The organism is Levilactobacillus fuyuanensis, from assembly GCF_003946395.1.
GTDB lineage: Bacteria > Bacillota > Bacilli > Lactobacillales > Lactobacillaceae > Levilactobacillus > Levilactobacillus fuyuanensis.
Genome location: NZ_RHNZ01000009.1, coordinates 68,506 through 92,062 on the forward strand (window position 1 = coordinate 68,506; position 23,557 = coordinate 92,062).

Sequence of the window (23,557 nt, forward strand, 5' to 3'; positions counted from 1 at the left end):
AGGATGAGTGGGGGGTGTCTAAAAGATAAGCGGTAGATAATTGGTAATATTCACACGACTATTGGGGATGAAATCTAGCTTAGCCGGAGGAGGCCAGAGATGGCGTCAGCCGTGACAGTGCTGTTAGACCGGGCGATTGTTTCTTCCCGGCCTTACAGCACAAGACGCGTTTGGAAACTCGCCTGATTTTGGGCGAGGTTTCAAACCGAGCCGGAAGCCCGTCCTTTGGCTGCAGGCGGTCTCCACAGCGACAGAATCTCTGGCAGCCGCAGGCGACAAATTTCATCCCCCACGTAGGAATTCGTTGCAGTCGTCGCTTGTATTTAAGCCGCGGTTCCTTTAGAATTAAACACCGATTAGTATTTTGCTAGAGGAGGCAATAGCGCGTGCATTTTCGCATAAAAGATGGGGTAACCTTGGACTTGTTACCCACAAAACAATTTAAAACTATTGGGATCAAGGTGGACTTCGTGGCACCACTTCAAGCCACGGCCATCACGGCCCGCGCACTGTTGGCTCAGGTATTAGAGACCAGTACGGCGGCTTATCCCACGCAGAAGGCACTTGCTCGGGAGCTTTCTCGGCTCTATGGGGCCAGCTTCGGTATCAGTGTCATCAAGTTAGGGACAAAGCACGTGATTCGCTTGACGTGCTCACTCGTTGACGAACAATACTTGGATAACTTTAACGACCAGCAACCACTGTTTGAGCAGGGGATGGCCTTATTAAAGGAAGTGTTGTTCGCACCATTGCTGCCTGATGGGAACTTTGATCCGATGATCTTTACCCAACAACGGCAAAATCTATTAACGGCAATTAAATCATTAGATGATGACAAACAATATTTGGCCAACCGGCGGCTTCAAGAGCTGTTATTCACCGGTCAGCCAACTCAGGCCATGAGTGCGCTGGGGGATACCCACGTGTTAAATGACCTTTCCGCAGCCGACGTGCTCGGCACCTATCACGACATGTTAGCCAATGACGCTGTCCACGTGGCGGTGGTTGGTGATGTCGATGAGGACCGCGCCCAGGCTGCGATGGCGGATTGGCCTTTAGCCGACCGCACGATCACGGACGCAACGCCTTACTATCGATGGTCATTGGGTGATCACGTTCAGAATGGAGACGACGAAGCGCCCGTGGTTCAGGCTAAATTAAACTTGGCCTATCACCTGCCAATTTATCGAGACGATGCCGACTTCATGGCGGCCGTTGTCTTTAATGCGGCCTTTGGTGGCACGCCACTTTCCCTGCTGTTTACCAATGTGCGTGAGAAGGCCAGTCTGGCCTATTACGCCAGCAGTGGGTACAATCCGTTCACGGGGACGCTCAGTGTGCAGACCGGGATTCAGGCAGAGAACCAACAGCGTGTTGAGGCAATTATCGCTGAACAGCTCAAGGCGGTTCAACAGGGGAATCTTTCCGAAAATTTACTGGCTGAAGTGAAGGCGAGTCTTTTAAATGCGCGTTTGGCTGCGTTGGATAGTCCACAGCGCCGCTTGACTGGGCTGCTGAACACACAGTTGACCCATTTACATGAACCATTGGCAGAGTGGCAGAAGAAGCTGGATGCCATTACCGTGGCGGATGTCGCGCGGGTGGCCCAACAGGTAACCTTACAGGCAACGTATTGTTTACATGGAGGTGTGCAGGGTGCTAAGTAAGAAAACGTATGACCGGTTAGGCGAAACGGTTTACCAAACAACTTTAACGAACGGGCTGAAGGTCTTGATGGTGCCCAAGGCAGGCTTCCACAAGACGTTTGCCATCATGACGACCGATTATGGTGCCATGGACAATGAATTTGTACCGCGGGGACAGACAGCGCCCGTCCGGTTCCCCGATGGGATTGCCCACTTCTTGGAACACAAGCTCTTTGAAAAAAAAGATCACGACGCTTTCGACTTATTTGGCAAGTATGGGGCCAGTGCGAATGCCTTTACCGGCTTCACGCAGACCAGCTACCTCTTTGCTACGACCAGTCACCTCAAGGAAAACTTGGAGATTCTGCTCGACTTTGTGCAGGACCCCTACTTTACGGCGGCCACGGTCAACAAGGAAAAGGGCATTATTGGCCAGGAAATTCAAATGTACGATGATGATCCGGGCTGGCAAAGTTACTTTGGCATGATCGGCCACCTCTACCCCAAGGAACCGCTACACATTGACATTGCGGGGACGGTCGACTCTATCGATAAGATTACGGCCGATGACCTTTACGCGGCCTACAATACCTTTTATCACCCAAGTAATATGAATCTGATTATCGTGGGCCAGTTGGATCCCGAGAAGGCGTTGGCCTGGATCACGGCTAACCAGGACGCCAAGACCTTTGCGCCTAACGAACCGATTACGCGGATTCCATCAGCGCAGGCGCAACCAGCCGATATCGTGCCAACAACGACACGGCATTTAACGTTGACACGGCCTAAGGTCAACATTGGCTTGCGGGGTTTCGATGAGGTGCCAGCCGGCCGAGATGGCTTAACTTACAGTGTGGCCGTTTCCCTGATGTTCGACCTGTTATTTAACGATACCGGGGATAACTACTTGCGGTTGTACGATGCCAATGTGATCGATGACAGCTTTGGCTATGATTTCCAAGTCCAACGGGGGGCGCACTTCGCTCAGCTGGCAGGGGACACCGACCAACCGGAACAGTTTGCCAGCGAGTTGACGGCCATTCTCAAGGATGCGCCCGCCCAACTCGCCGCTGCCAAGCCACAGTTTGATTTGGTCAAACGCGAAGCCATCGGGCGGATCGTTGGGGCCATCAACTCTGTGGAAGGCATCGCCAACCAGTACGATGGGCCACTCTTCGATGGGGCCACCATCTTTGACGAGCTAGCGATTCTGGAACAATTGACCTTTGACGAGCTGTTAACGGCAGCCAAGGCCTTCTTGGATCAGAGTCAGTCGACAGTTTATACGATTTTGCCCTAACTGGAGTTTAAGAAACAGTTAAATCATGAATTCTGGGGCCTGTCGCTGAAAATGATCGGGTGCCTATGCTATACTGCTAGTAGAGAAATTTTGAACAGGTGGAGAATTAAAAATGAGTGAAAACAAAATAACATTGGGGAAAACCCTCCGCGACGCCCGGATTGCTAAGGGCTTCACGCTGGATGACCTGCAACAGACGACTAAAATCCAAAAGCGGTACCTCATTGCGATTGAGGACCAAAACTTTGATGAACTTCCCGGCGACTTTTACGTCCGGGCATTCATCAAGCAATATGCGGACATGGTCGACTTGGACGGCGCAGAACTCTTAAAGCAATTTGACAGCGCGCTGCCTAGTACGCAGACGCAGGAGTATGTGGACAAGGTCAACGAAAACAATCCGGAGACCCGTTCACAACAACGGAAGGTCGATGACCGTTACGTTAAGCTACGGCGGACGATTCCAGTGATCGGAATCGTTATTGTTGTGCTCGTCGTATTGGTCGGTATCTGGGTTGCTGCTTCCCACAATGGAAGTAGCACCAAGAAGGACAACGTTGACAGCAGTTCTGTCAGTGTATCCGGCAGTTCTAACAAGTCTTCTAGCAGCAGTTCGAAGTCTAGCAGCACGTCCTCTAAGTCTTCTTCCAAGAAGACCAAGACGCCTAGCTTCAAACAATTGAGCACGACGACTTCTGGTTCAACTTGGGAAATGAAGAACGCTTCATCCAAGCCAAAGGTTGCCTTGTCTGCTTCTAGTAGTGCATGGGTTGCCGTTAGTGTTGGCGGCGCAACGACTTGGCAAGGGACTTTGTCTTCAGCAACGTCTCACACGATGACCATCCCAAGTTCCGCAACGAGTGTAACCTTTAAGTTCGGGAATGCTCCTGAAACGAAGGTTAAGGTCGATGGCAAGACGTTTGACTTTACGTCAGCCACGGCGACGAGTTCAGCTACTAGCAGCTCATCCTCTGATACGACGACTACGACAACGAGCTCCAGCTCAAGCACGACAACGACGAGTCAAGTTCAGACGGTTACTTTGGAATTCAAATAATGAAGAAGCGGGTCGGTCCGTGGCGACCGCCTCGCTTTTTTCGTGAGAGATGTTTAAGGAGGAAAAGTTCGTGAACGTACCAAATCGCTTAACCATTATGCGGATCATTTTGATTCCTGTATTTCTATTGTTACTAGTCCTACCCCTGAACTGGGGAAGTGTTGTGTGGCTCGGAACCTCGATTCCAGTCACCCAAATCTGGGGGGCTATCGTCTTTGCCGTGGCCTCAATCACCGACTTCTTGGATGGTCAGATTGCTCGGCGACAACATTTGGTCACTAACTTCGGAAAATTCGCCGATCCATTGGCGGATAAGATGATCGTCATGACGGCCTTCATCTTGCTGGTCGACATGGGGGCCATTCCCGCTTGGGGGGCCGCAATCATTGTCTGCCGTGAGCTAGCCGTGACCGGTTTGCGTTTGATCGTTGTGGAGACTGGAGGTCGCGTATTGGCCGCTGCTTGGCCAGGGAAGATCAAGACCACCACGCAAATGGTGGGGATCATTCTCCTGTTGTTGAATAACATTGGTTTTGCGACGATTCACATTCCAATGGCGCTGATCTTCTTCTACATTTGCTTATTCTTCACGATTTACTCTGGAATCGACTACTTTGTGCAGAACCGGCAAGTCTTCGCCGACTCCTCCGCAGAATAACGGTTTTAATCTCTGCTATTGCCTCCGAGCTGGTGAAAATGGGCCGGGTCGCTGAGGGCGGACGTTGGAAGCCAGAGAGCGGTCTTCCAACTGAACTTTGAGCCTCTGAGAAGCGCGTCTCAAAGTTCCCAATTCTCTAACCGGCCTAAAGCGCCGCTAAGAGAATTCCCACAGCTGAGCCCATTTTCACCAACTCTGCGGCTTACATGGGCTTAAAACGTGATTGGTTCGTCTCTGCCGGAAAGTTAGTTTAACGGTGAACATGTGGATTGACCACGTGTGTTTCACGATAATATTCAATTCATTCTGTAGCTAGATCTGATAACCTCCGTCGATTCGTTTGACGGGGGTTATCTTGGCTTTATCGTTAATTTTTTGGGTGACTCTTCGCGCACACACTTCTGGAATCCTCTCAAAAAAATGCCGTATTTTGAATGTAATTGCCAGTGATTTTTGGCCACCGGTGTTATGCTGGAGTCTGTAATTGAAAAATTAAATGAGAAGCCTAGCACGCGGTTCTATAACGCGACGGGTGATCAAAGTCTTGCCCGATAGGCCGTGTGGCTAGTTGAAGCGGGTTTGACTAAATGAGAAGAAAAAATTTTTAAAAAAACTTTGGGTGTTTGACGTTTAATTTCGATTTTTTTACGGAGTTAAGTTAAGTAACCTGCAGGAGGGGTAACATGCAAGCGGAAATTATTGCGGTTGGGACTGAAATCTTGCTGGGGCAAGTGGTGGATACGAACTCGGCCTATATCGCGCAAGGATTGGCGGATGCCGGGATTGAAGTCTACTACCATTCTTTGGTAGGCGACAACGCCGATCGGTTGACGACTGTGGTCAATCAGGCGCGGTCGCGTAGTGATCTGGTGGTCATCAGTGGGGGCCTCGGACCGACTAAGGATGACTTGACGAAACAAACGGTGGCACAGCTGTTGGGTGTTAAATTAGTTGAGGATGCACCAGCCATGGCCAAGATTCAGCAACACTTCGCCACGACCGGCCAAAAATTGACCCCTAACAATCGCCTGCAGGCACTTTACTTGGCAGGCAGCACACTGCTTAAGAACAGCACCGGGATGGCTGTAGGGTCCTTCTATCGCGATCCTAATGGGGCAGATCTGATGCTGTTACCTGGGCCACCAAGTGAATTGGAACCTATGTTTGAAAATGAGGCGTTACCCCTGCTGAAACAAGCTTATCGGCGTCAAGAATTTTTGGTATCACGAGTCTTGCGATTCTTCGGCATCGGTGAGGCGGACTTAGTGACTCAGCTGGCCGATCTGATCGACGAACAGACGAATCCAACGATTGCACCTTATGCCAAGGTCAACGAGGTCACGTTACGTTTGACGGCCGCGGCACCATCCACGGCGGCGGGTAATCAGCTGTTGGCCGACATGACGGCGACGATTCAGAGCCGCGTTGGAGATTTTCTCTACGGCTATGGTGATGACAACAGCCTGGCACAGGTCGTGGTCAACACGCTTATTGATCGACATCTGACCATTACGGCGGCGGAGAGTTTGACCGCTGGTAAGTTTCAGAGCACCCTGGGGGATGTCCCCGGCGTCTCAGCTGTCTTTCCGGGTGGTTTTGTAACCTATGCCAATGAGGCCAAACGCGACCTGTTGGGTATTCCACAACAGGTTATCGACACGGACGGTGTGGTTAGCGAGCACACGGCGCAAGAGATGGCAGAACGGTCACGCCAGAAGCTGGACACGGACTTTGCACTGAGCTTCACCGGTGTTGCAGGTCCAGATGACCTCGAGGGCCAGCCTGCCGGGACGGTTTGGTTGGGCTTAGCGCAACGTCATCAGGCGCCACAGGCGAAGTTGGTCCATTTGACCGGTAATCGGGCGAAGGTTCGGGAACGAGCCGTGATGCAGGCCCTGGATTGGCTACGACGGATTTTACGAGATCAAAAATAAAGGGAACAATTGTTCTCTTTTTACTTGATTTTTGACGAACATATCGGTATAGTATTACTTGAAATGTAACGCACCTAAGGAGGATTTTGATGGCTGACGAACGACAAGCGGCGCTGGACAAAGCGCTGAAGAAAATTGAAAAAGACTTTGGTAAAGGCTCCATTATGCGGTTAGGCGACAATACTAATATGCAGGTGGAGACTGTGCCTTCTGGCTCGTTAGCCCTTGATGTGGCTTTGGGAGTCGGTGGCTATCCTCGTGGACGAATCGTGGAAATCTACGGACCAGAATCTTCAGGGAAGACCACGGTAGCTTTACACGCGGTCGCTGAAGTTCAGAAGCGTGGCGGGACAGCAGCTTATATTGATGCTGAAAACGCCCTGGATCCAGCCTACGCAACGGCATTGGGTGTCGACATTGACAGTCTCTTGCTGTCACAACCAGATACTGGTGAACAAGGGCTGGAAATTGCAGATGCTCTGATTTCTAGTGGTGCCGTTGACATCGTGGTCGTGGATTCCGTGGCCGCATTGGTTCCTCGAGCTGAAATCGAAGGTGAAATGGGTGACGCCCACGTTGGTTTACAAGCGCGGATGATGTCCCAAGCCTTACGGAAGCTCTCCGGTTCAATCAACAAGACAAAGACGATTGCCCTGTTTATTAACCAAATTCGGGAAAAAGTTGGGGTTATGTTTGGTAACCCCGAAACCACGCCTGGTGGTCGGGCACTGAAGTTCTATGCCACTGTTCGGTTGGAAGTTCGCCGGGCAGAGCAGATCAAGGACGGGACCGATGTTATCGGTAACCGGACGCGAATCAAGGTCGTTAAGAACAAGGTGGCTTCACCATTCAAGCGGGCTGAAGTCGACATCATGTATGGTCAAGGAATTTCTCAGACCGGTGAACTCTTAGATATGGCGGTTGAAAAAGATATCGTCGACAAGAGTGGGTCTTGGTACTCTTACGGTGAAGACCGGATTGGCCAAGGACGTGAAAATGCTAAGCAGTATCTGGCTGATCACCCTGACATGATGGCTGAGGTTAATACGCGGGTTCGGACGGCGTATGGGGTTAACGTCGATGGCGACGAGACACCAGCACCAAAGAAGGCCGATGCCGCCAAGGACGAGAACAAGTCCAAGAAGGATGGCAAGAAGCCAGCAACCCAACAAAGTGAATTGATTCCCAACAAGCCGCAAGGTAAGTAGGGCATAAGGTTCGGGACGTAGGTTCCGAACCTTTTTCATACCCCGATGGCACAGCGGGAAACGACTGGGTGTCGTTGATAGAAACACCGACAACACGAGAATGGCGAAATTGGCAGCACTTTCCGAGGAGTTTAGTTGACAGCGTTGATGGCAACCATTAAAATTGAAGTTGCGTCAGTTATCATATCAACATCTTGAAAAGTCTGATTTTTAAATTAGTCATTTTTGATGATGCGGAGGTGGAATCATGAGTGTTCCAATTATAATCCTCGCAATCATCGCTATCGTTGTTGGTGTCGTGGGCGGGTATTATTATCGTAAATCTGTCTACGAACGTAAGCTAGATGCTGCCAAGTTCACTGCACAAGGTGTCCTTGCCGAAGCCAAAAAACAAGCTGAGACTGCTACCAAAGAGGCGCTTCTAGAGGCCAAAGAGGACAGTCACAAGTATCGCGCGGAAGTCGAACAAGAGCTGAAAGAACGTCGTGCCGAAGTTCAGAAGCAAGAAGATCGTTTGATTCAACGGGAAGAAACGTTAGACCGGAAAGACAATTCTCTGGAAAAACGTGAAAATTCGTTGAACCGCCGAGACAAAAAGCTTAGTGGTGAAGAACAGAATTTAGCGAAGAAGCAACAACAAGCAGACTCACTGATTGAAAAACGGCAGGAAGCAGTGGAAGCTGTTGCCGCCTTATCCCAGGACGATGCACGGGACCTGATTATTTCAGAGGCCAAGACGGCTCTGGCAGGTGAACGCGCAAAAATGATCAAGGAAAGCGAAGAGTCAGCTCGCAAGACGGCCGAGGCCAACGCCAAAGACCTGATTGTGTCAGCGATTCAACGCAGCGCTGCCGACATGGTTACCGAAACCACAATTTCTGTGGTGACATTACCTAATGACGACATGAAGGGCCGAATCATCGGTCGTGAAGGTCGGAATATTCGGACGCTGGAAACGTTGACCGGTATTGATTTGATTATCGATGATACGCCGGAAGCTGTCGTCTTAAGTGGCTTCGACCCATTGCGGCGAGAAGTTGCGAAGATTGCCTTAGAGAAGTTGATTCAAGACGGTCGGATTCATCCGGCACGGATTGAAGAAATGGTGGCTAAAGCCAAGAAAGAACTGGACGAACGTGTCCGGGAGCTTGGCGAGCAAACGACCTTTGACCTCGGGATTCACTCGATGCATCCCGAATTGGTCAAGTTGGTCGGCCGCTTGAATTTCCGAATTTCTCATGGGCAGAACGCTTTAACCCATTCAATTGAGGTTGCCAAGATCACTGGGGTCTTAGCCGCTGAACTCGGTGAGGATGTTACGTTAGCAAAACGTGCAGGATTATTACATGATATTGGCCGTGCCGCTGAACATGAGGACGACAGCTCTTACATTACAACCGGAGTCGATCTCGCGAAGAAATATCGTGAGAGTCCCGTCGTAGTAAATGCCATCGCCGCTCAAGCGGATGAAACGGCTTCGCAGTCTGTGATTGCGGAACTGGTTGGGACCGCCGATGTAATCTCGGCGACCCGTCCAGGCGCACGCTCTGATTCTCTTGAAAGCTACATTCACCGTTTAGATAAGTTAGAAACGATTGCCGATGCCTTTGATGGTGTCGACCACAGTTTCGCCATCCAAGCGGGACGTGAAGTGAGAGTCATCGTACGGCCAGAGAAGATTTCCGATACGGATGCCGTTGTCTTGGCACGAGACATTAAGAAGCAAATTGAGGGCGACTTGGATTATCCAGGTCACGTCAAAGTTTCCGTCATTCGGGAAGTCCGGTCAGTTGAATATGCGAAATAAGTCAGAGAAGCTAGGCCAATTATGGTCCTAGCTTTTTTACGTCATTAGCGGTTAATCCATGGTAAAATAGACCGTATGCAATTGACAGAATTACAGTGAAGCGGTTCGAGTTACTTCTGGCTATACCCAACCAGGCGATTTGAATCGATTGAATAGAATGAAACTAAGAATGATCGGGCAGACCGGTCAATGAGGACCCACGTGGGGTCACAGATAGGGGAACGAAGATGCGTATTCTTTTTGTTGGTGACGTTGTTGGAAATATCGGTGTGGACATGATTCACGAGTACCTGCCACAGTTAAAACGGGACTTGAAGCCCCAGGTCACCATCGTCAACGGGGAAAATTCAACCCCAGTCGGTCGTGGTATCAGTCAAAGTATCTACAAGCAACTCTTAAAGGACGGGGCCGACGTGGTCACTATGGGGAACCATACCTGGGATAACGCCGAACTCTACGACTTTATTGGCGGTGCCAATCGTCTGGTGCGGCCCGCTAACTTTCCTGGTGACAACACACCGGGGCAAGGCTGGACCAAGGTTAAGGTCAACCAACAGGTGCTGGCAGTGGTGAACATGCAGGGCCGGGTCTTCATGAATCCCATGGATGATCCCTTTGCGACGATGAAGAATCTCCTACCCGAATTGGATACCGACTTTGTCTTCGTCGATTTCCACGCCGAGACGACCAGTGAGAAGCGGGCCTTCGCCATGCGCTATGACGGCCAATTATCCGCGGTTGTTGGCACACACACCCACGTCCAAACCAGCGACGCTCAGGTGCTGAAGCACGGGACGGCCTTCTTGACGGAAGTTGGGATGACCGGTCCCGCCGACAGCGTCCTGGGGATGCAGGCCGACAGTGTGATCGAACGCTTCGAGAATCAGCGGCCAACGCGCTATACCGTTCAAGAAAAGGGTGCGGGACTCTTATCCGGTTGTGTCGTCGACTTAAATGACAAGACCGGCCACGCTTCACGGATTCGGCCGATTTTAATCAGTCCACAACACCCGTACCAAAGCTAAGTTTTTAGTGAAGTGAAAGGATGAACCAATTTCCATGACGAAAACGACGCCCATGATGGAGCAATATCAAAAGATTAAGGACCAGTATCCCGATGCCTTCCTGTTTTACCGGCTCGGGGACTTCTATGAAATGTTTAACGAGGACGCCGTGAAGGGTTCTCAACTGCTTGAATTGACCCTGACCACGCGGAGTCACAGTGCCAAGAATCCCATTCCCATGTGTGGGGTGCCGCACAAGGCCGTGCAGAGCTACATCGACATCTTAGTCGATCAAGGCTACAAGGTCGCCATTTGTGAACAGATGGAAGATCCTAAGTTGGCTAAAGGGATGGTTAAACGCGAGGTCATTCAGCTGGTTACGCCTGGGACCCAGACGGATACCGGTGCGGCCGGGGCCAAACGCAACAACTACTTAACGGCGCTCACCATGACCGATGCCACGCACTATGGGCTGGCGTATACCGACCTGTCTACCGGTGAATTGAAGGCGGCCGAACTGAATACGGTCGACACCGTCATCAATGAACTGATGAGTTTACAGACCAAGGAAGTTGTGGTCGATACCACGGTCAGTCAGACGTTGCAGGACCGGTGCAAACAGTTGGGCATGATGATTTCGTCACAGGATGATATCCAAGGGAGCTCCGAGCTGAGTTACGTGGCACAGGATCTGACCAGCGACCTCTTGAAGCAGGTCATCGGCGTCTTGGTGACCTACGTGACAGTTACGCAGAAACGCAGCCTAGCCCATTTACAGCGGGCCGTGGCCTACCAACCAGCTGCCTTTCTGAAGATGGATCATTCTTCACAGTCAAATCTAGAAATTACCCAGAATTTACGGACGAAGAAGAAGTCGGGGACCTTACTCTGGCTTCTGGATGAGACCAAGACGGCCATGGGTGGGCGCTTGTTGAAACAGTGGCTCGATCGGCCGTTGATTGATCGTAAACAGATTGAGAATCGTCAGGAAAAGGTCGGCGTCTTACTCGATCACTACTTCGAACGCAGCAATCTACAGGCCGAGTTGGTCAAAGTCTATGACCTGGAACGACTCGCCGGTCGGGTTGCTTTTGGGAGCGTCAATGGCCGTGACCTGATTCAGCTACAGACGTCGCTTGAACAGGTTCCTCAGATTGCCCATACGATTGGTGATCTGGGTGAAAAAGTCTTTGAACCCATGCTCAATGGACTCGATCCGGTGGAAGACGTGGCCGAAGCCATTCGGGATGCCATTATGCCTGAACCACCGCTGTCCGTGACGGATGGTGGCGTGATTCGCGACGGCTACAGTGACCAACTCGATGAGTACCGTGACGCCATGCGTAACGGCAAGCAGTGGCTGGCCGAAATGGAAGCCCACGAGCGTGAAGTAACCGGCATCAATAACCTAAAGATCGGCTACAATCATGTCTTCGGTTACTACATCGAAGTGACTAAGGTCAACCTCGACAAGTTGCCCGCCGACCGTTACGAACGCAAGCAAACGCTGGCCAATGCCGAACGGTTCTCGACACCGGAATTGAAGGAAAAGGAACGCTTGATTTTGGAAGCCGAGGAGAAGTCCACGGCGCTCGAATACAAGCTGTTCGTCGACCTACGTGAACAGGTCAAGAAGGCCATTACACGGCTACAAAAGTTAGCGGCGACGATTGCTAGTCTGGACGTCCTCCAGAGTTTTGCCGTTGTCAGTGAAGATTACCACTTTGTGAAACCCACGCTGATTGCGGGCCATGATTTGGAGATCACCCAGGGCCGGCATCCGGTCGTGGAAAAGGTATTGGGCCGCCAGTCTTACGTGCCCAACGATGTTTCCATGAATGACCAGACCAATGTCCTTCTGATCACTGGGCCTAACATGTCCGGGAAGAGTACCTACATGCGGCAACTGGCGCTGACCGTGATCATGGCACAGATGGGGTGCTTCGTACCGGCTGAGGCCGCACAGATGCCCGTCTTTGACCAGATCTTCACCCGGATTGGGGCGGCCGATGACCTGATTTCTGGGCAGAGTACCTTCATGGTCGAAATGCAGGAAGCCAACCGCGCGCTGAGCCACGCCACCGCTAACAGTCTGATTCTATTCGACGAAATTGGCCGGGGGACCGCGACTTACGATGGGATGGCCTTAGCTCAGGCAATCATTGAATTCGTCCACGACAAGGTTCACGCCAAGACGCTGTTCTCGACCCACTACCACGAACTGACCGCGCTGGAAGATTCCTTAAAGCAGTTGCGCAACGTTCACGTGGGCGCCGTAGAACGCGATGGCGACCTGGTCTTCTTGCACCAAATGCAACCGGGTCCCGCCGACAAGTCCTACGGGATTCACGTGGCCAAATTAGCGGGGATGCCAACGCCGTTATTACAACGCGCGGAAGTGATCCTGACTGATTTGGAAGAGGAAGCTGCGGAGAAACCAGCCGTGGCGGTACCTAGTGAACAGGTCGATGGGACGAAGACGACTGACACGGCAACCGAGACTGTCGCGGCTAGTGCGGCAGTTGAAACGCCGACCACACCGTCCGCTGAACCAGCTCCGATGCCGGTTGAGCAAACCACGCCAACTGAAGCAGCGCCATCAACGGCGGATACGGATCAACAATTATCATTATTTAGCGATGAACCGGAAATGAATCCGGCCCAAGCCAAGGTTATCGAACAATTAAGTCACTTGAACCTGATGGGGATGACGCCGATGGACGTGATGAGTCAGGTCTACAAGTGGCAACAAAAATTATCGAAGTAAGTCTGAGAGGAAGGGTCGTACATGCCTAAAATTCATGAGTTAGCGTCGGTACTGGCCGACCAAATTGCAGCGGGTGAAGTGGTTGAACGGCCCGCATCCGTCGTCAAGGAACTGGTGGAAAATGCCGTTGATGCGCACAGTAAACAGATCGACATCACGGTGGAAGAGGCCGGATTGAAGCGAATCGCCGTGGTCGATGACGGTGACGGTATCGCTGACGAAGACGCCGAGATGGCCTTCAAACGGCACGCGACCAGTAAGATCACGGATCGCAAGGACCTCTTTCGCATTAAGTCCTTGGGGTTCCGAGGCGAAGCACTACCTAGTATTGCTTCCGTGGCTGACGTGACCCTGACGACCTCGACCGGGGGTGTCGGCACGTTGATCCATAACGTGGGCGGCATCATCAAGGAACACACCGCTGCGGCCGCACGCAAGGGCACCTCGGTGACGGTCAAGGACCTCTTTGGCAACGTTCCGGCACGCTTGAAGTATCTGAAATCACCAGCGACTGAATTGGCGCGAATCACGGATATCGTGAATCGGCTGGCCCTGAGCTATCCCGACGTGGCCTTTTCACTGGTGCACAACGGGCGTGAATTGACGCGGACGACCGGTCGAGGTGACCTGCAACAGGTGATTGCCGGGATCTACGGCGTGCAGAGTGCCCGGAAGATGGTTGCCATTAACGGGTCCAATCCAGACTTCAAGGTGACCGGCTACGTGAGTCTACCAGAATTGACGCGGGCAAGTCGGCAGTATATTTCGCTGCTACTCAATGGACGGTACATCCACAACTTTCAGCTGAGCAAGGCGTTGATCGCCGGTTACGGGTCCAAGCTGATGGTCGGTCGGTATCCACTGGCCGTACTTGATATCAAGATGGACCCGCTACTAGTTGACGTTAACGTGCACCCAACCAAGCAGGAAGTTCGCATCAGTCAGGAGCCGGAGCTGACCCAGCTGATTCAGGAGACCGTGTTCAAACGGCTCTCCACGGAGAATCTGATTCCTGATGTTTTTAGCGAGTTACCAAAGCAAAAGAAGACGCCGGAACCGGCTACCGATCAATTGACGATGGCGTTAAACGACGCCTCGACTAAGTATGAGTTCTCCAGCGCTCCACAATCACGGCCAGCGGCGACTCGGCCAACACCAGCGGCGACTCGGCCAACACCAGTGGCGAGTCAACCCAGTGTGGTGGCCGATGCGTCAGCGGTTGCGCCTAAGCGGGGACCACAACCATTGCAGACGCCGGAAGAGGTTCCGGTTGAACCGGTCGTAATCCATGCGCGGGGTGACTTTAAGCTACCTGCCGTGCAGGCATTTGATGAGAAATATCGGACCGAACAGCCTGCCGCACCGCTGGGGATGAGCAAGGCAACTGAATCGGCGGCCGAACGACCAGCAATGGCGAGTCAACCCGTTGAAACGATTCCAGAAGCCACGCAATTAACCCAGGCAAAGCCACAGCAGCGGTTCCCCGAACTGCGTTACTTGGGGCAGGTGCACGGGACGTATCTGTTGGCTGAGGCCGATGACGGTCTGTACCTGGTCGACCAACATGCCGCTCAGGAGCGGGTCAACTACGAGTTCTACCGTCAAGCCATCGGTCAAGTGAGCGATGACGAGCAGAAGTTGTTGGTCCCAATCGTTTTGGATTACCCGACGACCGATGTTCTGGAACTGAGTAACCACGTGGAGACGCTGAGTAGTGTCGGTATCCACTTGGAGTCCTTTGGCCCGAACAGCTTCATTGTTCACGAGCATCCGACCTGGTTTAAGGCAGGGCAGGAGACCGATACGATCAAGGAAATGATCGATTGGGTCTTAAAGGACGGCAAGATTTCCGTGGCGGCCTTCCGTGAGAAGACGGCCATCATGATGAGTTGTAAACGCGCCATCAAGGCCAACCACCATTTGGATGACCAACAGGCACGGGCCTTACTGAAGAAATTAGCGACGGCTGAGAATCCATTTAATTGCCCTCACGGCCGGCCGGTGCTGGTTCACTTTACGGATCAGGACCTGGAGAAACTGTTCAAGCGGATTCAGGATCCCCATCACAGCGGCGACGACTGGGGCGAATAACACATCTCACTTGTGGAGATCTGGCCGCTTCGTCTGCCAGGGACTCCGCCTGCTGTGGTGTCGGCTTCAGCCAAAGGGCGGGCCTTCGTCTCGACTTGAAGCCGTCGAGTTCAGACGTCTCCAAGCTCGTCCCGTGGTGTGTAATCGGGAAGGCTCAATCACCCGATTGCACACCACACTCACGGCTGGAGATGTGCGCGCTTATGTCGCGTATGTTTCAGTTATTCGCTACTCTTGTCACCTTTTCGCCAGATTTACTAAATCTGTGGAATTCACTGCAGGTTTGATGGGAATATGGTACAATTTAAAAAGCAAACATATGTTTCTTTAAAGGAGATTAGACTGGTCATGTATGAATACCTCCATGGCACCATTGCGGCGGTTTACCCCGACCACGTGGTTATTGATGTAAATGGGGTGGGGTATCTGGTCAACACGGCCAATCCCTACCGATACCAAGTCACCACTGACGGTCAAGCTGTAACGATTTATGTGTATCAAGCAGTTAGCGACAGTGCCCAGACACTTTACGGGTTCCAAGACTTTGCGGAGAAGCAACTCTTCTTGAAGCTGATCAACGTGAATGGCATTGGACCGAAGAGTGCCTTGGCCATACTGGCTAATCCGGATCATCAAGGTCTGATGCAGGCCATTCGGACCAACGACGTTAGCTTCCTGACGAAGTTTCCAGGCGTTGGGAAGAAGACGGCCGGGCAAATTGTGCTGGATCTCCAGAATAAATTGGATGATTTGGAACCCATCGATGACGGCGATCTGTTTACGCCGGAAGTCGCGACGACCGATGGCACCAACCCTGAACTGGACGACGCTATTGCAGCCTTGACCGCTCTGGGTTATCGCGAGACGGCCGTTAAGAAGATTACACCGAAATTAAAGCAATTTGCTGGCGAGTCAACGAACGACTATCTGAGTGAAGGATTGCGCTTGCTGACGAACTAAACGTAGTTGAATTATTGTGTAAAAATGGTGATATCCATATTGAAAGAGAGACTTTTCTCGTGTTTTGAAGAAAGTTAACGATTAGCTTAGCTGGAGGAGGTCAGGGATGGCGCCAGCCGTGACGATGGCGTTAGATCGAGTGGTTTTCTCGAACTTACGCCATGGGACGAGCTTGGAGACTCGCGATCTTTGCGAGGCTTCAAGTCGAGGTGAAATACCGTTTCTCAGGATTTCACCGGTCCCCACAGCAGGCAGAATCCCTGACAGCCGTAAGCAACAATGGTAGAACTTAGTTGAAATAAACGAAAGGAGGCTGAACGATGGCTGATGAAGATCGCTTAGTATCGCCCGAACCTGCGGACGATAACGAAGACTCAATTGAAAAATCATTGCGACCACAAACCTTGGCGCAATATATTGGCCAAGATCCCATCAAGCATGAGCTGAGCGTGTACATTCAGGCGGCCAAACAGCGTGAAGAATCGCTCGACCACGTTCTCCTCTACGGACCACCTGGTCTGGGGAAGACGACACTGGCAATGGTGATTGCTAACGAAATGGCCGTGCACATTCGGACGACTAGTGGGCCAGCCATCGAGAAGCCAGGTGACCTGGTGGCATTACTCAACGAACTTCAACCCGGCGATATTCTCTTCATTGATGAAATTCACCGGTTGCCAAAGATTGTTGAAGAAATGCTGTACTCGGCGATGGAAGATTTCTACATCGATATCGTCGTCGGGCAGGGGCCAACCGCCCATCCCGTGCATTTCCCATTGCCACCGTTCACGCTGATTGGCGCGACCACGCGGGCCGGCTTACTGTCGGCACCATTGCGCGATCGCTTCGGTATCGTGGAGCACATGGCCTATTACGAAACACGTGATTTGCAGGACATCGTCGAACGGTCCGCTGATATTTTCAATACGACGATTGCGACCGATGGGGCCCATGAAGTGGCTTTGCGGTCGCGAGGGACGCCGCGAATTGCGAACCGGTTATTGAAGCGGATTCGTGATTTCGCCGAAGTGTCGCCCAATCATTCCACCATCGATCGTGCCATCGTCGACCACGCGTTGACGTTGCTGCGGGTCGATTCGGCGGGACTTGATCCGACCGATGTGAAGTTATTGACGACCATGATCGACTACTATGATGGTGGGCCAGTCGGGTTAAACACCCTGGCAGCCAACATCGGTGAGGAGACGGAAACCGTTGCGGCGATGTACGAACCTTACCTGCTTCAGCGTGGTTATCTGAAACGTACCGCGCGTGGTCGGGTAGTGACAGCGGCTGGCTATGCCCATTTAGGCCTGCCGATGCCCAATCAGAATCACGATTAGATTGATTGTTCGGGATGATGACAAATTACTTTTTAAAAATATAGTTATAATACCGAACATCCCAAGAACTTCTAGAAATAATTGGACGGAATCCCTTGGTTCTGGTAAAGTGGTTCAATAGAGACGATATGAAGGAGTGAACGAAAGTGTTAGGAAACTTTGTAATTGCCGCTGGCGGTGCTAGCCAGTATTCAACGATCATTATCTTAGTGATCTTTTTAGCCTTGATGTACTTCTTAATGTTGCGGCCACAACAAAAGCAACAAAAGAAGCACAAGGACATGATGAGTGAATTAAAGAAGGGTGACCACGTTGTTACCATCGGCCGCCTGCACGGTGTCATTGATGAAATCAACGATGCTGACAAGACGGTTACCTTGGATTGCGATGGCATCTACTTGGTCTTCGACTTACGGGCGATCTCAACGGTTACGGCGCAAGCCCCAGCCGCTGTCACGGCACCCGTTGCTGCAGCAACGAGTGAAGCAGCCAGCGATGCCCAACCTGCTGAAAGTGCCGCTGATGATTCAGCTGACACGGCCGACAGCGCAGCCGCTGACGACAGTGCTGACAAGGACGACGCAGCTAAATAGGTTTAGAGTGACTCACTGGCAACGAGTTTGACGGTGAGTTAGGGGACTGACGCAATCTGTGTCAGTCTTTTTTGTTCCGCTAAACAGGATGTCAATGGGCGTAGGCCTGCGGCTGTCAGAGACTCCACCTGCTGTGGGGTCGGTTCCAGCCAAGAAGCGGGCTTCCACCTCGCCTTGGAACCACTAAGTTCGCGTGTTTCCAAGGACGACCGGTGGTGTAAAATCGGGGAGAAGCAACCGCCCGATTCAACACCACATTCACGGCTGGTTCCGTCTCTGACCTCCTCCGGCCGTGGCTACATTGACGATTCAATTTGGTGACTATGATGGAAAACCTCAGTTAATTGTTCGAGCAATGCCTCCCTCTACTTATTACTGATGTAATTTCTGCCAATTTAGTCGCATCTTTTTATGAGATATTAGAAATAATTAGGTCATCCCTGAAATGATAGTTGAGCTGAAGTGTTATAAATGGCTGATATCTGGGCGTATTTACGGATTGAAATATGATCTGCCAGTTTGAATGATAACTTTACTAAGTGGTAACTCGTAGTCGGAATCAATGAATTATACTATTGGGAAAATTTAGAAAACGCAGAGTTAACAACCAATGTGAGCCGGAGGAAGCCAGGGATGGCGTCAGCTGTGTCGGCGGTGTTAGGGCGGGTGGTTCTTTCCCGGCCTTACAGCGCGGGACGTGTTTGTAAACTCGCGTGATTCTTGCGAGGTTTCAAACCGAGCCGGAAGCCCGGTCTTGGGCTGCGGGCGGTCCCCATAGCAGGCAGAATCCCTGGCAGCCGCAGGCGACAATCGGCTGTTAACTCTGCGATAATTTTAGTTGTGGACAAACGCGTGTTCGATTATAATTTAGAAAAGCCTATGCCATACTGGGAGGTGGCCACGATGCAACCGGCAGCTAAATTCACGCAACGCAAAATCATTCACGTCGATATGGATGCCTTTTACGCGTCCATTGAGGAGCGTGATCATCCGGAATTCAAGGGCCATCCCCTGATTGTGGCCCAAGATCCACGTAAGACCGGTGGGCGGGGTGTCGTGACCACCGCTAATTACATTGCCCGGCAGACCGGGGTGCACTCGGCGATGAACGCCAATGAGGCGCTGAAACTGTGTCCTAATGCAATCTTCAAGACGCCGGACTTTCCGCGCTACCGCGAAGTTTCCGACCAGATTCACGCTATCTTTCACGAGTATACGGACAAGATTGAAACTGTGGCCTTTGATGAAGCCTACCTGGATGTGACTGAGAACAAGCACCATCTGCATTCGGCGGTGCAGGTCGCCCACGCGATTCAGGCTGAGATCTTTGATCAGACGCATCTGACCTGCTCAACTGGGATTTCTTACAGCAAGTTCTTGGCGAAGGAAGCCTCCGACTTTCGGAAGCCGGTGGGGGTCTGCGTGATTCTGCCTGAGGACGCCCACGACTTCTTGATGGCCTTGCCAATCGAACGGTTTCGTGGGGTCGGGAAGAAGACCGTGCCCAAGATGCACGAGCTAGGTATCTTAAATGGGGCGGATTTATACGAACGTAGTCAGCTGGCGTTGATTCACGACTTTGGCAAGTTCGGCTACATCCTCTATCAGCGGGTTCGGGGCATCGATGAGCGACCAGTCGAGTATCAACGTGAGCGTAAGTCGATTGGTAAGGAACGGACATACGGGCCGCCCCTGACTACGACCGGTGAAGTGGAGAGTCAGCTCGAGCGTTTGGCCGAAATGGTCGCTACGACCGTGAAGCAAAAGCAGCGCCACGGCAAGACCTTGGTTCTGAAGTTGCGAGACAGCGAGTTCAATACAATTACCAAACGGGTGACGCAGCCGGATTTTATCCCCAACGATGCGACAACCTACTACGAAATGGCCTTAGAAATTTATCAAAGTGTGGCCACTAGTGATGAGCAGGTGCGACTGCTAGGGATTACTCTGACGGGATTGGCACCGCAAACATTCGAAGAGCTGAAGCTACCCTTGTTTGACCCAGACCGTTAATCCTGAAAGACTTTCTTTGAAATTACCCCGTAAAACTTGTATACTGAAACGCGGTAACGACGCAATTGCGTTGGTAAATCGGATAGAAAATAGGTGAACAACCATGGCTATAGAAACTGCCATTTTAGAAGAAATCAAAAAATATGAAACAATTATCATCCACCGTCATCAGCGACCAGACCCCGACTGCATTGGGGCTCAGATTGCACTGCGCGACATCTTACGGGCCAGTTTTCCCGATAAGACCGTTTATGCGGTTGGTAAGCACTACCCTGGCTTTGACTGGATGGGACAGGCGGATCAGGAAGTTCCTGATGAAGCCTACAAGGACGCCTTAGTGATCGTTGTGGACACCGCTAATCAGCCACGAGTCGACGACGAACGCTGGTCGACGGGGAAAGCCGTCGTTAAGATTGACCATCATCCTAACGAGGACGCTTTTGGTGACTTGCAATGGGTCTTGGATCAGGCTTCCAGCACGTCCGAAATGTTATACGACTGGTTCGCAGCGAACGAAGCTGAGTTGACCATGCCTGACGACGCTGCGCGCTTACTCTACGCCGGTATCGTGGGCGACACTGGCCGCTTCATGTATCCCGCAACCACGGGGAACACGATGGTCGTCGCTGGTAAATTGATGGGTTACAACTTCTCAGCGACCGAGGTCAACCAGGCTGAAGATGAAATCTCACCGGCCATGGCGAAGTTGTCCGCTTATGTTTATCAGAATTTGGAAATCTTACCCAGTGGGGCCGCTTATCTCAAGTTGAGTGATGAGGTCGTGGAACCCTTTGGCTTGGGCAAGGGGGATTCAACCTCTGCCATCGTGCCATTGCCTGGTAAGATTACGTCAGTAGTGGCTTGGGCCATTTTTGTTGAATCCAAGGACCACACGTACCGCATTCGGTTGCGGTCAAAGGGACCTTCCATCAACGGCTTGGCAAAGAATCATGGTGGGGGCGGTCACGCCTTAGCCAGTGGTGCCGGCGCCAAGGACCAAGCTGAGATCGATCAAGTGATCCACGAGCTCGATGAGTTAGTGGCGAACGCTAAAGGAGAAAATGAATGACCGAAAACTTTAAAGCTTTCAACTTGCAACCGTATTTAATGACGGCCTTGCAAAAGATTGGGTTCACGGAACCCACTGCCGTTCAGGCAAAATTGATTCCCGTGATTGCATCAGGTAAAGATGTGGTCGGCCAATCCCAAACTGGGAGTGGGAAGACCCATACTTTCTTGTTGCCAATTTTTAACCAATTAACGTCCGAAAACCAGGTTCAGGCCGTTATCACGACGCCTAGCCGGGAATTGGCTTACCAGATTCATACGGCCGCTGAACAATTGGCCGCCGAAGCCCCATTTGAAATTCGTATCGGTAACTACGTTGGGGGAACTGACAAGCAACGCCAAGTCAACAAGCTGCGTCATTACCAACCCCAATTGATTATCGGGACTCCAGGCCGGGTCTTGGATTTAATCCAATCTCAAGCCTTGGATGTCCACACCACGCGGCAATTCGTTGTCGATGAAGCGGATATGACGTTAGACCTTGGATTCTTAGACCAGGTCGACAAGATTGCCGGCCGGATGCCTAAAGAATTACAAATGATGGTCTTCTCCGCCACGATTCCACAACGCCTCGACCCATTCCTGCGTAAGTACATGAACCATCCCGTGATCGAAGAAATTCCAACGAGCACGATTATCTCCCCAACCATCGATAACTGGTTGATCTCCACCAAGGGGCAAAACCGCAACCAACTGATCTTGCAGTTGATTACGATGGGGGAACCTTACCTGGTTCTGATCTTTGCCAACACCAAGACGCGGGTCGAACAGATCAACGAATTCTTGAAGGCCCAAGGCTTAAAGGTCGCCATGATTCATGGGGGCATCAAGCCACGAGAACGGAAACGGGTTATGCGTGAAGTTAAGAACCTGCAATATCAATTCGTGGTTGCCACTGATTTGGCTGCCCGTGGGATTGATATCGAAGGGGTCTCTCACGTCATCAACGACGATATTCCAGAAGACCTCGACTTCTTCGTCCACCGTGTTGGTCGGACGGGACGTCAGGGGATGGCTGGGACCGCTATTACGCTGTATTCACCAGATGAAGAAGCTAAGATTTCAGAAATTGAATCCTTAGGGATCAAGTTCCAACCTAAGCGTATCAGTAACGGTGAGATCGTGGATTCCTACGACCGTAATCGTCGGACGAAGCGGAACAAGAGTACGGAAAAGCTTGACCCATCATTGATCGGTTTCGTTATGAAGAAGAAAAAGAAGATCAAGCCGGGTTACAAGCATCAAATCAAGCAAGAGATTCACCGGCGGAAGGATCAAGAGAAGCGGATTGCGGCACGTCAAAGCGCTCGTAACGAACGGAAGCGCCGCAAGCGCGAGTCAGACCGTTACCAATAAAATTATCCTTTTGCCGCCTGCGGCAACTAAATATGCCTGCCTATGGGGACCATCCGAAGCCAAAGAGCGGTCCTCGGATTCGCTTTCAAGCCGCCAAGTTCAGGCGTCTTAAAAGGCGTCCCATGGTGTAACCTGACAAAGAACGTCAGCTAACGCCATCGTCACAGGCTGTCATATTCAGCTGCCTCCGGCTCCCGGCAAATTAGTTGGTAATGGGTCACTACGCGGTTGTTGAACGCCTTTGTGAGCACAATAAGCTATGGTTTTTTGTGAGTGTGATGGTTGAAGGTTATCTTAGCCGGAGGAGGCTAGGGATGGAGCCGGCCGTGACAATGGCGTTAGGACGGGTGTTCGATTCTTCCCGTTCTTACGCCATGGGACGTGGTTGGAAACTCGCCTGAACTTGGCGAGGTTTCAAGCCGAGGTGAAATACCGTTTCTCAGGATTTCACCGGTCCCCACAGCAGGCGGAATGCCTGGCAGCCGTAGGCGAGCAGCTTTCGACCGTCCGCCCTCAGCGACCCGGTTCATTTTCACCAGCCCGGAGGCAATGTCAGCTCAGTGTTAATAATCGTAAACCTTGATTGACAAGGGGCCGGTTGCCACCTATAATTTCTAATGGACAATTAAATATCATTCGAGGATATACCGTAACTCACCGATTTTCAGAAACGTTTTGGTCGCTGTGAAAAACGATTCGGTCGGTTACTGGCGCTCCCTCAGCTACATCGCGACTCAGCGTTATGAGTTTAA

At 51.6% G+C, this 23,557-nt stretch carries 16 protein-coding genes; all 16 read left to right on the plus strand.

The annotated features are described in order from the left end of the window. Positions 1-386: 386 nt before the first annotated feature. The 16 genes from yfmF to EKM73_RS06615 all read left to right on the plus strand — a co-directional run bounded on the left by yfmF (position 387) and on the right by EKM73_RS06615 (position 22,805). Positions 387-1,667 carry an EF-P 5-aminopentanol modification-associated protein YfmF gene (yfmF, locus tag EKM73_RS06540; protein ID WP_125701169.1) on the plus strand — a complete coding sequence of 427 codons (1,281 nt, stop codon included), beginning with the start codon at positions 387-389 and terminating at the stop codon, positions 1,665-1,667. Next, positions 1,642-2,946 (plus strand): EF-P 5-aminopentanol modification-associated protein YfmH, encoded by a 1,305-nt coding sequence (gene yfmH / locus EKM73_RS06545; RefSeq protein ID WP_164508876.1) that lies wholly within the window; start codon positions 1,642-1,644, stop codon positions 2,944-2,946. Before yfmF ends, yfmH begins: the two co-directional genes overlap by 26 nt. Positions 2,947-3,058: 112 nt before the next feature. Next, a complete protein-coding gene (locus EKM73_RS06550; protein ID WP_125701171.1) occupies positions 3,059-4,003 on the plus strand; it encodes a helix-turn-helix domain-containing protein in 945 nt (314 codons plus the stop codon). A 70-nt stretch (positions 4,004-4,073) separates the two neighbouring features. Next, a complete protein-coding gene (gene pgsA / locus EKM73_RS06555; RefSeq protein ID WP_125701172.1) occupies positions 4,074-4,661 on the plus strand; it encodes a CDP-diacylglycerol--glycerol-3-phosphate 3-phosphatidyltransferase in 588 nt (195 codons plus the stop codon). Between the two features lie 683 nt (positions 4,662-5,344). Beyond that, positions 5,345-6,595 (plus strand): competence/damage-inducible protein A, encoded by a 1,251-nt coding sequence (locus EKM73_RS06560; RefSeq protein WP_125701173.1) that lies wholly within the window; start codon positions 5,345-5,347, stop codon positions 6,593-6,595. Between the two features lie 89 nt (positions 6,596-6,684). After that, positions 6,685-7,803, plus strand: a complete 1,119-nt coding sequence (gene recA, locus EKM73_RS06565; protein ID WP_125701174.1) for a recombinase RecA — start codon at positions 6,685-6,687, stop codon at positions 7,801-7,803. 247 nt (positions 7,804-8,050) lie between these two features. Continuing rightward, positions 8,051-9,610, plus strand: coding sequence for a ribonuclease Y (gene rny, locus EKM73_RS06570; RefSeq protein WP_125701175.1), 1,560 nt, complete (start codon positions 8,051-8,053; stop codon positions 9,608-9,610). A gap of 227 nt (positions 9,611-9,837) precedes the next feature. Further along, a complete protein-coding gene (locus EKM73_RS06575; protein ID WP_125701176.1) occupies positions 9,838-10,635 on the plus strand; it encodes a TIGR00282 family metallophosphoesterase in 798 nt (265 codons plus the stop codon). A gap of 28 nt (positions 10,636-10,663) precedes the next feature. Continuing rightward, positions 10,664-13,381, plus strand: a complete 2,718-nt coding sequence (mutS, locus tag EKM73_RS06580) for a DNA mismatch repair protein MutS (RefSeq protein ID WP_125701177.1) — start codon at positions 10,664-10,666, stop codon at positions 13,379-13,381. Positions 13,382-13,402: 21 nt separating this feature from the next. After that, complete coding sequence (mutL, locus tag EKM73_RS06585; protein WP_125701178.1) at positions 13,403-15,472, plus strand: DNA mismatch repair endonuclease MutL; 2,070 nt, start codon at positions 13,403-13,405, stop codon at positions 15,470-15,472. A 348-nt stretch (positions 15,473-15,820) separates the two neighbouring features. Then, positions 15,821-16,432, plus strand: coding sequence for a Holliday junction branch migration protein RuvA (gene ruvA, locus EKM73_RS06590; protein WP_125701179.1), 612 nt, complete (start codon positions 15,821-15,823; stop codon positions 16,430-16,432). Between the two features lie 320 nt (positions 16,433-16,752). Further along, positions 16,753-17,775 (plus strand): Holliday junction branch migration DNA helicase RuvB, encoded by a 1,023-nt coding sequence (gene ruvB, locus EKM73_RS06595; protein WP_125701180.1) that lies wholly within the window; start codon positions 16,753-16,755, stop codon positions 17,773-17,775. A gap of 146 nt (positions 17,776-17,921) precedes the next feature. Further along, entirely contained in the window at positions 17,922-18,368 is a 447-nt protein-coding gene (yajC, locus tag EKM73_RS06600; RefSeq protein ID WP_125701181.1) for a preprotein translocase subunit YajC, read from the plus strand. Between the two features lie 903 nt (positions 18,369-19,271). After that, positions 19,272-20,381 (plus strand): DNA polymerase IV, encoded by a 1,110-nt coding sequence (gene dinB / locus EKM73_RS06605; RefSeq protein ID WP_125701182.1) that lies wholly within the window; start codon positions 19,272-19,274, stop codon positions 20,379-20,381. Positions 20,382-20,484: 103 nt separating this feature from the next. Continuing rightward, the gene (locus EKM73_RS06610; RefSeq protein WP_125701183.1) at positions 20,485-21,450 is read left to right on the plus strand and encodes a DHH family phosphoesterase; all 966 of its coding nucleotides are present in this window, start codon (positions 20,485-20,487) and stop codon (positions 21,448-21,450) included. Beyond that, complete coding sequence (locus EKM73_RS06615; protein ID WP_125701184.1) at positions 21,447-22,805, plus strand: DEAD/DEAH box helicase; 1,359 nt, start codon at positions 21,447-21,449, stop codon at positions 22,803-22,805. Before EKM73_RS06610 ends, EKM73_RS06615 begins: the two co-directional genes overlap by 4 nt. Positions 22,806-23,557: the final 752 nt, after the last annotated feature.

Coding starts and splice junctions, on each gene's coding strand:
- yfmH (WP_164508876.1), top strand. CDS start 1,642: ATGGAGGTGTGCAGGGTGCTAAGTAAGAAAACGTATGACCGGTTAGGC.
- EKM73_RS06550 (WP_125701171.1), top strand. CDS start 3,059: ATGAGTGAAAACAAAATAACATTGGGGAAAACCCTCCGCGACGCCCGG.
- EKM73_RS06560 (WP_125701173.1), top strand. CDS start 5,345: ATGCAAGCGGAAATTATTGCGGTTGGGACTGAAATCTTGCTGGGGCAA.
- recA (WP_125701174.1), top strand. CDS start 6,685: ATGGCTGACGAACGACAAGCGGCGCTGGACAAAGCGCTGAAGAAAATT.
- rny (WP_125701175.1), top strand. CDS start 8,051: ATGAGTGTTCCAATTATAATCCTCGCAATCATCGCTATCGTTGTTGGT.
- EKM73_RS06575 (WP_125701176.1), top strand. CDS start 9,838: ATGCGTATTCTTTTTGTTGGTGACGTTGTTGGAAATATCGGTGTGGAC.
- mutL (WP_125701178.1), top strand. CDS start 13,403: ATGCCTAAAATTCATGAGTTAGCGTCGGTACTGGCCGACCAAATTGCA.
- ruvA (WP_125701179.1), top strand. CDS start 15,821: ATGTATGAATACCTCCATGGCACCATTGCGGCGGTTTACCCCGACCAC.
- ruvB (WP_125701180.1), top strand. CDS start 16,753: ATGGCTGATGAAGATCGCTTAGTATCGCCCGAACCTGCGGACGATAAC.
- dinB (WP_125701182.1), top strand. CDS start 19,272: ATGCAACCGGCAGCTAAATTCACGCAACGCAAAATCATTCACGTCGAT.
- EKM73_RS06610 (WP_125701183.1), top strand. CDS start 20,485: ATGGCTATAGAAACTGCCATTTTAGAAGAAATCAAAAAATATGAAACA.
- EKM73_RS06615 (WP_125701184.1), top strand. CDS start 21,447: ATGACCGAAAACTTTAAAGCTTTCAACTTGCAACCGTATTTAATGACG.